This is a genomic window from Arsenicicoccus piscis (assembly GCF_022568835.1).
Taxonomy (GTDB): Bacteria; Actinomycetota; Actinomycetes; order Actinomycetales; family Dermatophilaceae; genus Arsenicicoccus; species Arsenicicoccus piscis.
This window is the reverse complement of record NZ_JAKZHV010000007.1, coordinates 170,982-182,798: the sequence shown is the minus strand read 5'-3', so window position 1 is coordinate 182,798 and position 11,817 is coordinate 170,982. Positions and strand designations below refer to the sequence as shown.

The following is an 11,817-nucleotide window of genomic DNA, read 5'->3' as shown; positions in this document are numbered from 1 at the left end:
GGAAGACTTCCTCGCCGCCATCGACGAGACCATCAAGTACTTCAACGACGGAGACATCGTCTCGGGTGTCATCGTCAAGGTCGACCGGGACGAGGTCCTGCTCGACATCGGCTACAAGACCGAGGGTGTCATCCCCTCGCGCGAGCTGTCCATCAAGCACGACGTCGACCCGTCCGAGGTCGTTTCCGTGGGCGATGAGGTCGAGGCCCTGGTCCTCCAGAAGGAGGACAAGGAGGGTCGGCTGATCCTGTCCAAGAAGCGCGCCCAGTACGAGCGCGCCTGGGGCACCGTCGAGCGCATCAAGGAGGAGGACGGCGTCGTCACCGGCACCGTCATCGAGGTCGTCAAGGGTGGCCTCATCCTCGACATCGGGCTGCGCGGCTTCCTGCCCGCCTCCCTGGTCGAGATGCGTCGCGTCCGTGACCTGCAGCCCTACGTGGGCAAGGAGATCGAGGCCAAGATCATCGAGCTCGACAAGAACCGCAACAACGTGGTCCTGTCGCGCCGTGCCTGGCTCGAGCAGACCCAGTCCGAGGTCCGCACGACCTTCCTCAAGGAGCTCGGCAAGGGCCAGGTGCGCTCCGGTGTCGTCTCCTCGATCGTCAACTTCGGTGCGTTCGTGGACCTCGGCGGTGTCGACGGTCTCGTCCACGTCTCCGAGCTGTCCTGGAAGCACATCGACCACCCGTCCGAGGTCGTCGAGGTGGGCCAGGAGGTCACCGTCGAGGTGCTCGACGTCGACATGGACCGCGAGCGTGTCTCCCTGTCGCTGAAGGCGACCCAGGAGGACCCGTGGCAGCACTTCGCCCGGACCCACGCCATCGGCCAGGTCGTCCCGGGCAAGGTCACCAAGCTCGTCCCGTTCGGTGCGTTCGTGCGCGTCGAGGAGGGCATCGAGGGCCTGGTGCACATCTCCGAGCTGGCCGAGCGCCACGTCGAGCTGCCCGAGCAGGTCGTCAACGTCGGTGACGACATCTTCGTCAAGGTCATCGACATCGACCTCGAGCGTCGCCGCATCTCGCTGTCGCTCAAGCAGGCCAACGACGGCTCGGTCCAGGTCAACGAGTTCGACCCCACGCTCTACGGCATGTCCGCGGAGTACGACGAGCAGGGCAACTACAAGTACCCCGAGGGCTTCGACCCCGAGACCAACGAGTGGCTCGAGGGCTATGACACCCAGCGCGAGGCGTGGGAGAAGCAGTACGCCGAGGCGCACGCCCTGTGGGAGGCCCACAAGGCGCAGGTCGAGTCCGCCGCCAAGGCCGACGCCGAGGCCGTCTCGGGTGGGGACGCTCCGTCCTCGTCCTACTCCTCGTCCGCCCCGGTCAACGACCAGGTGTCCACCGAGGGCACCCTGGCGTCCGACGAGGCGCTGGCCGCGCTGCGCGAGAAGCTCACCGGCAACTGATCCACCGGCGATCGACCCGGCACCAGCCGGTCTCCCTCGTCACCGCAGGCCCCGTCCCCCTCGTGGGGGCGGGGCCTGTCAGCGTTTGCGGGTGGGAGTCCTGCAGGTGCCGCCGGCAGGTGCCGCCGCCAGGGGACGTCAGCGCTTGCGGGCGCCCAGGTCGTCGCTGAACAGCGGCATCTCGTTGCCGGCCGGTCCGTAGCGCACGACCGTCGCCAGCGCCTTGGGCCGGATGTCCAGGTTGATCAGCGCGTCGGTCTGGAACCAGCGGAACTCCAGCCGGGGGTCCAGGCTGTGCTCGGGCCGCGACTCGACGCGGGCGAGGAACACGAGGTTGACCTCGTGCCGCTCCTCGTCGTCGAGCACGTAGCGGTTCTCCGACACGGCGATCAGCTGGTCGACATGGACCTCGATGCCGAGCTCGTCGCGCAGCTCGCGGTGGAGCGCGTCCGGCGCGGACTCGCCCACCTCGACGTGGCCGCCGGGGAGGAACCAGAAGTCATAGCCCTTCATCTGGGCCAGCAGTATGCGGGGGCCGTTGCGCAGCACCGCCCGGACGACGACCTCGATCTGGGTTGCAGGCTTCATGACACGAGCGTAGAGCGTGCTGACCCGCCGGGCCGCCCGGGGGCCGCACTGGTCCGTTCGATGGATTAAATCTCTCTCTAAGCATGCCGCCTGATACAAGTGGTTACGTTTCGAACCGGCCATCAGGGGGAGTGACATGCCAGACGAGTTCATCCAGTGGCGCCGGCCTGCGCCGCAGGCCCAGGACGAGGCGCCGTCCTCGGCGCACGTTGATGCGCCCACCAGCCCAGGGGTCGACACCGAGAACGGTCGGGTGGGGTCACTGGCCGCTGAACCGGAGGGGCAGGCCACCGCCGAGCCCGTGCCGAGGCAGCGTGGGGGCCGTGGCGCGCTAGCACTTTCCGGCGTCGCGGTCCTCGCGGTGGTGGGCGCGGTGCTCTACGGGACCGGCCACCTGCCCGGCCAGCAGTCCACCGCGGCTCCGGTCGCCGCCACCCCGTCCGCTACGGGTATGCCGACGGCCACCGGCTCACGCACCGCCGGCGTCGCGCCCACGGGAGCGGCTGCCACGTCTTCGTCCGCGACGGCTGCTCCTGCCGCCCCCACCGACGCGACCAACAGCACGCCCACGAGTGCCCCTGCGACGGCGAAGTCCAGCCCCACCGCATCAGTCTCGGACGATCTGGTCCGTTTGCAAGCGCTCCAGCGGGCCGATGCGCCTGGCATCGTCCTCGACTCCCGCTACGTCGCGATGTTGTCGGCCAAGGCGGAAGGGATCGTTGACAAGGTGTCCCCGCCGCCGGGTGGTGGGGCGTGGCACTGGCCCGCGATCTACGCCCAGCACATGGCGTTGCGCAACGACCCTCGCTTCGGCTCCTCGGTGCGGCTGCTCCTCAGCACGCAGTTCGGGGACGGGACGACCACCAAGGCGGGCAAGCCGTATTACGTGACGATCGCCGACCTCGGGTTCTCCTCGGCTGACGACGTGAAGTCGTGGTGCGACTCCACCTTCAGCGACTTGTCCGCCACCCAGCGCGCCAACGCCTGCGCCCCGGGCCGCCTTCGACCGCTGCGCTGATCGGCCGCCTCGGTCGTCGCGCCGCCCCTACCCAGCTACTCGCGAGGAAGTCCCATGTTCTGCACGTCGTGCGGCCTCCAGGCCGAATCCGGCAGCCAGTTCTGCGCCCGCTGCGGCCAGGCGCTGGGCTCAGCTACCGTCCCGTCCGAGGCGGCAGCTCCTGCTGGAGCTTCCCACCCCGCTGTTGCGTCGCAGCCTGTCCCCCTGACAACGGTTACGAGGACGACCGACGCGCAGGGCCCCATCCACCCGACCGCTGACGGCGCCGCAACGGCCGGCAGCGCCGGCACGGCTGAGAGCGCCACGCGCGGCTTCCCCCGGATCGAGCCCTTCCGGCCGACGTCTGGCCAGCTCGCAGCGGATCTGCGCTGGCTGGGGATCACCGGGGGCGGCAGCCTGCTCGTCGCGTTCGTCCTGGTGGGTCTCGTGGCGATGACGGTCGTCCCGGACGCTGTTCGAGGCGGGGTCCTGGAGTGGCTGCGCTGGTCCATGCTCCTCTTCGGCATCTCGCACGGCGCTCAGATCGGTCTCGACGGCAGCATCGTCGACTCCGAGCTAGCCGGCAATGGGAGCGCCGTCCTTCGCCTGGTCCCGCTCGGCCTCTGGGCGCTCGTCGTCTGGGCGCTCGTCACGGGCTACCGCCGTGCCGAGGCGCAGGCGCCGTCGGGCAGCAGCCAGCAGGCGTGGGGCCGCCTCGGCATCTCGGCCGGCCTGTACGCCCTGGTCGTCTCGCTGCTGGCGATCGTGCTGCGCGGACCCGTCCCCGGTGCAGACCTCAACCGCCTCGGTCTCGAGCTGTCGATGGGCCTGACTCCTCTCTCGACGCTGCTGGCGACATTTCTCACCGCCCTTGTCGCCGGCTGCGTGGCTCGACCTCCGTGGCACCTGGTCGAGTCGGTGCGCAAGCGTGTTGGGGGCTACCTGCATGCGGCCCGAGTGCTGGTCACGGCGCTGGCCGGTGCGGCCCTGATCGGCGTGATCTACGCCGTCATCTCACTGATCCTGCAGTCCAGCACCGCCCCGACCGCAGCGATTCCCACGGATCGGGTGACGTCCGGTGCCAGCGTCTCCGACACAGTCTCGCTCCTGCTGGGGCTGGCTGCCTTCTTGCCGAACGTCGTCCTGGCCATCGCTGGACTGAGCGAGGGCATCAGTAGCTCGTTGTCGGGCTCTGCGGCGAGTGTCGAGGGCGCCACGCACATGAATGTGCTGACCGAGCAGCAGCTTTCGTGGATCTGGCACGTGCTTCCGATCCTCGCCTGGATCATTGCGCTGGTATCTGCGGCCCGTCTTGGGCTTCGGCGAGACCCGCGTCGGCCGCTCGGGCAGCAGGCGCTGCAGCTCGGGTCGGTCTCCGTCGCGGGCGCCTTGCTCATCTGCATGCTCACCTCCGTGAGCCTGTCCGCGTCGGGGAACTCGTCCATGCACTCGGCTCTCACTGGTTCAGGCGAGGGTCAGATCGGTCTCGACTCCGGCAGCGCCCTGCTCGTCGGCGTCCTGCTCGGCGCGATCTTCCTGGTCGGCGAGCGGTGGTTGCTGCCCGAGCTGGCCGGTGCCTTCCCCGCGTGGGTGTCCCGCTTCGCCCGACGCGGCATGCATCCTGTCTGGGGCCTGAGGCTGGCGGACGCGGTGATGCGCCAGGGCGGTCAACCGAGCGAGACCGTCATGGACCTGGCCGACCAGGCAGCAGGGGAGCAGGTGACACCCCTTGCGAACCACCGTCGCCAGGTCCGGCTGGCGCTCGGGGGCGTCGCCGCCATCGCCGTGGTCGGTGCGCTCGTGGGGATCGCCGGAGCCGTCTTCGGGTCGCTCTACGGCCCTGGGCGGACGGTTGGTTCCTACGCCGAAGGGCTGCGGTCGGGCTCCGCACATGACGCGCTCGCCACCCTGAGCGTGCCCGAGGGCACCCCGCCTGCCCTGCTGACTGACGCAGTGCTGAAGTCCTCGAGCACGCGCTACCCCATCTCCGAGATCTCGATCGAGGAGCTGCCCGACAGCGGCAACGGCGACCACCGCTACGTGCGGCTCTCCTATCTGCAGGACGACACCCGCGTCGAGCGGACGCTCTATCTCGTGCGTACCGGGAGCACCTTGCTGGGACTGGCCCCGAGCTGGCGCATCGAGGACGGCCTCGCGACGGTCTCGGTAGACACCGCGGGCCGTGCGGCCACGCTGGCTGGAGCGGACGTCGGTGTGCCGAGCAGTCTCGTCCTGCTGCCTGGCCTCTACGAGCTCGCGACCAAGGCGACGCCGTTGGAGGCTGCAGCCTCTGCCACGGTTGCGGTGGGCCGGCCGGACTCGTCCACAGTCCAGCTGGAGCGCACCCTCGCCCCGGGGGCCCAGGCCGCCGTGCGCGCGGCGGTGCAGAGCAAGCTCGCCGAGTGCGCCAAGGCGACCGTGCTTGACCCCCCGGGCTGCCCCAATGACTACTACGCCTTCGGGGACGTGCAGTCTGTTCGCTGGACCGCGCCAACCGACACCTCCGTATCCATCGACGACACGCCCACGGCGGCCGGCCTGTCGTTCTACGGCACCGGGACCTTCGGTCTGAGCTATATCTCCACGGCCACCTCCTTCAGCCCTGCATCGCCGCAGGACACCACGGACAGGGCCAGCTTCAGCGGCACGGCGACGGTCTCGGGTGGATCGGTCAGCGTCACCCTCCAGTGATGGCGCGCCGGGCCGGACCGGGCCGGTGGGAGTAGCCTGACGGGCATGCTGAGAATCGGGCTCACAGGCGGGATCGGCTCGGGCAAGTCCACGGTCGGGCGACGGCTCGCCGAGCTCGGTGCGCTCGTGGTCGACGCCGACGCGGTGGCCCGCGAGGTGGTCGCGGCGGGCTCGCCCGGGCTGGCCGCGGTGGTGGAGCGATTCGGCCCGGGGATCTTGGCGGCTGACGGCTCGCTGGACCGAGAGGCGCTCGGGGAGGTCGTCTTCGCGGACTCCCGCGCGCGGGCCGACCTCGAGGCGATCACCCACCCGCTGGTGGGCCGGCGGACCGCCGAGCTGATGGCGCAGGCTGCTCCGGACCAGGTCGTGGTCTACGACGTGCCGTTGCTCGTCGAGAAGCGCATGGGTGACGAGTTCCACCTCGTCGTCATCACCGACGCCCGTCCCGACGTGCGGCTGCGCCGGCTGGTCGAGCAGCGCGGCATGCAGGAGTCGGACGCCCGGGCGCGGATGGAGCACCAGGCCAGTGACGAGCAGCGGCTCGCGGCCGCCGACGTGTTGCTCGACAACAACGGTGCGCAGGGCGACCTCGACGCCCAGGTCCAGCGGCTGTGGGATGACCGGATCGTGCCTTTCGAGGCCAACCTGCGCGCCCGCGAGGCAGCCCGGCGCGGCGACGGGGCCGAGGTCGTCGACTACGACGAGAGCTGGCCGCTGCACGCCGAGCGGGCGATCGCCCGGATCTGCAAGGTCCTCGGCGAGCGCGCGCCCGAGATCGAGCACATCGGCTCGACGGCGGTGCCCGGGCTCGACGGCAAGGATGTCATCGACCTGCAGGTGGGCGTCAGCGACCTGCGCGACGCCGACGACCCGGCGTTCGTGGACGCGTTGGCTGCGATCGGCTTCCCCCGCATCGAGGACGTGCGGATGGACCACCCCAAGGAGCAGCTGCCCGACCCGTCGCTGTGGGTCAAGCGCTATCACGGCGCCAGCGACCCCGGCCGGCTGGTGCGGCTGCACGTGCGCGAGATGGGCGGCGCAGGCTGGCAGTACGCCCTGCTCTACCGCGACTGGCTGCGCCACGACCGCCAGGCGCGCGACGACTACCTGCGCGAGAAGCAGCGCCTGGCGGCGCAGTTCGGCGGGACCGATGGCTACGCCGAGGCGAAGGAACCGTGGTTCAGCCAGATCTGGCCACGGATGCAGGAGTGGGCGCGCCACTCCGGCTGGAAGCCCTGAGCCGGTCGTCGCGGCGGCGCGGTGAGACGACCGGGACGGGTGCGTCGAGGTCTACCACGCACTCGATCCCGTAGACCGTGGACACCGTCGCGCTGGTCAGCACCTCGCGCGGGGCCCCCTCGCCGACGAGCCGACCGTCGTGCAGCAGCAGGACGTGGTCGGCGTAGGCCGCCGCCTGCGGGAGGTCGTGGAGCACGGCGACGATCGTGCGCCCCTGGTCGTGCAGCTCGGCGCACAGGTCGAGCAGGGCGAACTGGTGCGCGAGGTCCAGATAGGTCGTCGGTTCGTCGAGCAGGACGACGGGGGTGTCCTGGGCGAGGACCATCGCGAACCAGGCCCGCTGGCGCTGCCCGCCGGACAGCTCGGTGAGCGGGGCGTCGGCCAGCGCGAGCATCGACGTGCGGGTCAGCGCATCGGTGACGTGCCCCTCGTCGCCGGCCGAGGCGGAGCCGAGCCAGCGCTGGTAGGGGGCGCGTCCGCGGCGCACCAGCTCGTGCACGGTGAGCCCGGGCGGGACGGGCGTCTGCTGGGGGAGCAGGCCGAGCGTGCGGGCGAGCTCGCGGCGGGGGTAGGACCGGACGGGCCGGTCGGCCACCCGCACCTCGCCCTCGGAGGGACGCACCAGCTGGGTGACGGCGCGCAGCAGGGTCGACTTGCCGCAGCCGTTGGGCCCGAGGACGGCGGTGAAGCTGCCCGCCGGCACGGACGCGGTCACGTGGTCCAGCGCCCGGTGTCGCGGGTAGTCGACCGACACGTCGTCGAGGGTGATGGCGAGGCTCATCGGAGTCGTTCCTTCCAGGTGGTCATCAGGCCCTCCCGGTGCGCCACTGCTGCAGCAGCAGTGCGCCGAGGAAGACGCCGCCGATGGCGGCGGTGAGGACGCCGACCGGCAGCTGTTGCACGGCGGGGACCTGTTGCACCGCCAGGTCGGCCGCCGCGACGACGAGGGCACCGACGAGGGCCGCCGTGAGCAGCGGCACCCGCCCGGTCACCCAGCGGGCCAGGTGGGGTGCGGTGAGGGCGGCGAACATGATCGGCCCGGCGACCGAGACGGCCGCCGCGGTCAGCGCGATCGACACGGCGGTGGCGAGGGCGCGGGTCGGGCCGGGCGCGCCGCCGAGCGCGTGCGCAGCCTCGTCGCCCAGCTCGAGCAGCCGTAGCCGGCCCCGCAGGGTGCTCGCGACGGCCCCGAGGACCAGCACGGCCAGCGCCACCGTGCCGGCCTGGGTCCAGGTGCGGGCCGCGAGGCTGCCGGTGAGGGCGGCACCGAGCGCTTCGGCCTCCTCACGGCGCACGCTGATCATGACGCACTGCGTGAGGGCCGTCGCGAGCGCCGCGACGCCGATGCCCGCGACGATCACGGCGGCCGGGTCGCGGAAGCCAACGCCCGTCGACCGGTGGACGATCAGCGCGGCGAGGGCCGCGCCGAGCACGGCCCCGACCCCGGCGGGGAGCGACGGCACCAGCAGCGACAGGGAGAGACCGGCGCCGGCACCGGCGGTGATGCCGATGACGTCAGGGGTGACCAGGGGGTTGCCGGAGGTGCGTTGCAGCAGCGCGCCGGCGAGCCCGAGCGCCGCGCCGGCACCGATCCCGGTGGCGAGGCGCGGCCCGCGCAGGCGCTTGAGCACGAACGGCCCGTCACCGGTGCGGGCCAGGTCCCACAGGGCGTCCAGCTGGCGGCCGGGCGCGATCCCGAGACGCCCGGCCGCCAGGGTCGCCGAGGCGACCACGACGAGCGTGAGCACCAGACCGGCGACGGCCAGGACCGGTCTACGGGCGGTCATCGGCTGCTCCGTCGGTGCAGCAGGACGAGCAGCAGCGGGGCGCCGAGCACGGCGGTGACCACGCCGACCGGGACCTCGCCCGGTCGTGCGACGACCCGTCCGAGGGAGTCTGCGAGCAGCAGCACCGCCGGCCCGATCAGGGCACCGGCGGTGAGCTGGCGCAGGGTCCCCGCACCCACGAGGGTGCGCGCGATGTGGGGCACGGCCAGCCCGACGAACGCGATCGGCCCGGTGAGCGCGGTGGCCGCGGCGGCGAGCAGCGCCACCAGCAGCAGCACGACGGCGCGGGTGAGGGCCGGCCGGTGGCCGAGGGTCGAGGCGGTCTCGTCACCGAGGGCGAGGGCGTCGAGCGCTCGGCCGGCGAGGAACGCGCCGGCCGCAGCCACCAGGACCGCCACCAGCATGAGGACGGGGACACCCGCGCTACCGGCCAGCGACCCCGCGCTCCAGTAGCGCAGCGCCTCGAATGCCGCCGGGCTGCGCAGCGCCATCGCCTGGCTGTAGGCGAGCGTGACCGCGGTGACGACCGCTCCGCCGAGGAGCAGCCGGGTGCCCTCGGTCTCGCGACCGGCCGCGCCGAGCGCCATGACCGCCACCGTCGCGGCCACCGCCCCGAGCAGGGCGCCGCCGATCAGCCCGAGCCCACCGGCGGCGCTTCCGTCGGCGAGGCCCGTAGCCGCGCTCGTGACCGTCACGATGCCCGCCGAGGCGCCGGTCGTGATCCCGAGGATGCCGGGGTCGGCGAGCGGGTTGCGCGTCGCGACCTGCGCACACGTGCCCGCGATCGCCAGCGCGGCACCGGCGAGCAGGCCGGTGAGGGTGCGCGGCACCCGCGCGTCGAGCAGCGTCTGCACGTAGGGGTCGCCGTGCCCGCGCGCCGCGGCGAGCAGCTCCGGGAGAGGCACCAGGTTGCTCCCCACGGCGAGGCTCACCAGCACCGCCACCACCAGCGCGAGGCCGGCGACGACGAGGGCGGGCAGGGCGACCACGACCCGCCGTGGGCGCGGCCCGGCCACGACGGACTCAGCCAAGGAGCGCGACCTTCTCGTCGATCAGCGTGCTGAGCCGGGGGAGGGCCCACGGCACCGTGAGCGGGTTGATCATCGACATGGCGGTGACGAGCTGCTGGTCGGAGGAGGTCACGACCGTGCCGCGCTTGACGGCAGGGATCGCGGCGTAGAGCGGCTGGCTCTCGACCTGCTTCTTGGTCGCCGCGTCCATGTAGAACGTGAACAGCAGGTCCGCGTCCTTCAGCTTGTTGGCGTTCTCGAGCCCGATGAGCGTGTAGTCCGCGCCGTCCTTGGGCTGCAGCGTCGCGATCACCGGGTCGAGGGTCAGCCCGAGCTTGCTGATCATGGTGACGCGCTGCTCCTGCGGCATGTACACCCCCAAGGTGCCGGGGCCGGTCGTGTAGGTGTAGGCGAAGGTCTTGCCCGCCCATCGGGGGTGCGCCTTGGCCGCAGCGGCGAGGGTGTCGTCGATCTTCTTGATCAGCACCGGCGCCTGGTCGGGCTTGCCGAGGGCGGTGGCGACGGTCGTGATCTCGCCGTCCCAGGTGGTCGCCCAGGGCGTCTTGGCGTAGGCGACGGTCGGCGCGATGTCCTTGAGCTGGTCGTACTCGGCTGCGGTGATCCCGGACCACGGCGCGAGGATGAGGTCAGGGCTGAGCTCGGCGATCTTCTCGACGTCCACCTGCTGGCCGCCGGTGAAGGTCGTCGGCAGGGTGCCGCCCGCCGCCTGCACCGCCTCCTTGACCCAGGGCAGGTGACCGTCCTTGTCGGCGCCCCAGGCGTAGGTCTCGGTGCCCACGGGGATCACCCCGAGCGCGATAGCCGTCTCCGCGGCGCCCTGGCCGAGGGTGACGACCCGCTTCGGCGCGGCGGGGATCGTGGCGGTGCCGAGCGCGTGCTTGATGGTCACGGGGAAGGCGCCCGCCGCGCCCGCGCCGGTGGCGCCGGTGCTCGCTCCGCCGGCGGCCTCGCCGGATCCGCCCGAGCCAGTGCCGCAGCCGGTCGCGAGCAGGGCCACCCCCGCGACGGTGCTGGTCAGCAGGGTGCGGCGGTCGAGCAGGGTCATGGTGCTCCTCGGGGGGCGTGATGGGTCAGGGGTGTGGTGGTGCTGAAGGTGTCGGTGCAGGGCGTCTGGTCTGGGAGTCAGCACTCGGCCCGGCCGGCGCGCCAGTAGCCCATGAAGGCCACCCGGTCGCGGGGCCAGCCGCGCTCGCGCACCAGGTGGCGCCGCAGCGTGGTGATGACGGTGCTCTCCCCGGCCAACCACGCGTAGTGGTCGGCGGTCACCGGCTCGGTCGGGGTGTCCCAGAGCGCGGAGTCCTCGCCGGGCTCGGGGTCGGCGCTGGGGGTCTTGGTGGGGTCTACCGGACTGTGGTGGCGGACCGCGGGGCGCTCGCCGGCGTCGAAGGGCGACCAGCAGCTGGCGCGCACCGCCGCCACGAGCTGGGCACCGTGCGGCTGCTCGCCGCGGGCCAGCACGGTGACGGCCAGGCCGGGCGGCGCGTCGAGCTCGGGCACGTCGGTGTCGGCCGGCACCTCGACGAGCACGGCGCCCGTCGTGTCGCGGGGGAGCGAGCCGACGATGTTGGCGATGGCGGGGACGGCGGTCTCGTCGCCGACCAGCAGCACCTGGCGGGCGCGTCCGGGCAGCCAGCCGATGCCGGCGTCGGCGGCCGCGACGCAGCCGGCCACGGGGCCGACGACCACGAGCCGGTCGCCCGGCCTGGCCCCGGCGGCGAACGCACCGGCGGGGCCAGGCTCGTCGTGCAGGACGAAGTCGAGGTCGATCTCGCCGACCTCCGGACGGACGGCGCGCAGGGTGTAGGTGCGCATCACCGGGCGCTCGTCGGTGGGTAGCGCCAGCCAGTCGGCGTACCAGTCCTCGCCGCGCGGCAGGTCGCGCAGGGCGTCACCCGGGTGCCGGGGGAGCAGGATCTTGACTCGTCGGTCCAGGCACCGCTCGTGGCAGCGTCGCAGGTCGTCTCCCACCAGCGTGATCCGCCGCAGGTGCGGCGCCACGTCGTGCACGCGCGCCACCTGGGCGTCGAACGGGAGGTAGACCGGAGACTGGCTCACGCGGGCGAACTTAGCACACCC

General features: G+C 72.3%; 10 protein-coding genes. 4 read left to right on the top strand and 6 right to left on the bottom strand.

Translation table 11 applies throughout. The annotated features are described in order from the left end of the window. Nucleotides 1–1,408: 30S ribosomal protein S1 (gene rpsA, locus MM440_RS13415; protein WP_241444859.1), on the top strand; the 1,408-nt coding region annotated here is incomplete at its 5' end. A gap of 138 nt (nt 1,409–1,546) precedes the next feature. Here the strand turns inward: rpsA and MM440_RS13410 are convergent. Continuing rightward, complete coding sequence (locus MM440_RS13410) at nt 1,547–1,996, bottom strand: NUDIX hydrolase (RefSeq protein ID WP_241441767.1); 450 nt, start codon at nt 1,994–1,996, stop codon at nt 1,547–1,549. A gap of 136 nt (nt 1,997–2,132) precedes the next feature. Here MM440_RS13410 and MM440_RS13405 point away from each other — a divergent pair, with 136 nt between their 5' ends. Genes MM440_RS13405 through coaE form a run of 3 tightly spaced genes read left to right on the top strand, consistent with a single transcriptional unit; the run spans nt 2,133 to nt 6,923 of the window. Beyond that, complete coding sequence (locus tag MM440_RS13405; RefSeq protein ID WP_241441765.1) at nt 2,133–3,014, top strand: hypothetical protein; 882 nt, start codon at nt 2,133–2,135, stop codon at nt 3,012–3,014. Nucleotides 3,015–3,068: 54 nt separating this feature from the next. Then, entirely contained in the window at nt 3,069–5,684 is a 2,616-nt protein-coding gene (locus tag MM440_RS13400; protein WP_241441764.1) for a zinc ribbon domain-containing protein, read from the top strand. Nucleotides 5,685–5,729: 45 nt separating this feature from the next. Next, nucleotides 5,730–6,923 (top strand): dephospho-CoA kinase, encoded by a 1,194-nt coding sequence (gene coaE, locus MM440_RS13395; protein ID WP_241441762.1) that lies wholly within the window; start codon nt 5,730–5,732, stop codon nt 6,921–6,923. On the opposite strand, the gene MM440_RS13390 is transcribed toward coaE, so the two are convergent. The 5 genes from MM440_RS13390 to MM440_RS17430 form a co-directional block, all read right to left on the bottom strand. Continuing rightward, nucleotides 6,865–7,704: an ABC transporter ATP-binding protein gene (locus MM440_RS13390; protein WP_241441760.1), complete on the bottom strand. Its 840-nt coding sequence runs from the start codon at nt 7,702–7,704 to the stop codon at nt 6,865–6,867. The two genes, coaE and MM440_RS13390, sit on opposite strands and share 59 nt — an antisense overlap. A gap of 25 nt (nt 7,705–7,729) precedes the next feature. Continuing rightward, a complete protein-coding gene (locus MM440_RS13385; RefSeq protein WP_241441759.1) occupies nt 7,730–8,710 on the bottom strand; it encodes an iron chelate uptake ABC transporter family permease subunit in 981 nt (326 codons plus the stop codon). Next, nucleotides 8,707–9,741 carry a FecCD family ABC transporter permease gene (locus tag MM440_RS13380; RefSeq protein WP_241444858.1) on the bottom strand — a complete coding sequence of 345 codons (1,035 nt, stop codon included), beginning with the start codon at nt 9,739–9,741 and terminating at the stop codon, nt 8,707–8,709. Before MM440_RS13380 ends, MM440_RS13385 begins: the two co-directional genes overlap by 4 nt. After that, nucleotides 9,734–10,786 carry an iron-siderophore ABC transporter substrate-binding protein gene (locus MM440_RS13375; RefSeq protein WP_241444857.1) on the bottom strand — a complete coding sequence of 351 codons (1,053 nt, stop codon included), beginning with the start codon at nt 10,784–10,786 and terminating at the stop codon, nt 9,734–9,736. Before MM440_RS13375 ends, MM440_RS13380 begins: the two co-directional genes overlap by 8 nt. A gap of 77 nt (nt 10,787–10,863) precedes the next feature. Beyond that, a complete protein-coding gene (locus MM440_RS17430) occupies nt 10,864–11,796 on the bottom strand; it encodes a siderophore-interacting protein (RefSeq protein ID WP_241444855.1) in 933 nt (310 codons plus the stop codon). Nucleotides 11,797–11,817: the final 21 nt, after the last annotated feature.

What these genes read in the sequence shown, in the direction of transcription:
- MM440_RS13410 (WP_241441767.1), bottom strand. Translation starts at nt 1,996, where the DNA reads ATGAAGCCTGCAACCCAGATCGAGGTCGTCGTCCGGGCGGTGCTGCGC.
- MM440_RS13375 (WP_241444857.1), bottom strand. Translation starts at nt 10,786, where the DNA reads ATGACCCTGCTCGACCGCCGCACCCTGCTGACCAGCACCGTCGCGGGG.
- MM440_RS13385 (WP_241441759.1), bottom strand. Translation starts at nt 8,710, where the DNA reads ATGACCGCCCGTAGACCGGTCCTGGCCGTCGCCGGTCTGGTGCTCACG.
- MM440_RS13390 (WP_241441760.1), bottom strand. Translation starts at nt 7,704, where the DNA reads ATGAGCCTCGCCATCACCCTCGACGACGTGTCGGTCGACTACCCGCGA.
- MM440_RS13400 (WP_241441764.1), top strand. Translation starts at nt 3,069, where the DNA reads ATGTTCTGCACGTCGTGCGGCCTCCAGGCCGAATCCGGCAGCCAGTTC.
- MM440_RS13405 (WP_241441765.1), top strand. Translation starts at nt 2,133, where the DNA reads ATGCCAGACGAGTTCATCCAGTGGCGCCGGCCTGCGCCGCAGGCCCAG.
- coaE (WP_241441762.1), top strand. Translation starts at nt 5,730, where the DNA reads ATGCTGAGAATCGGGCTCACAGGCGGGATCGGCTCGGGCAAGTCCACG.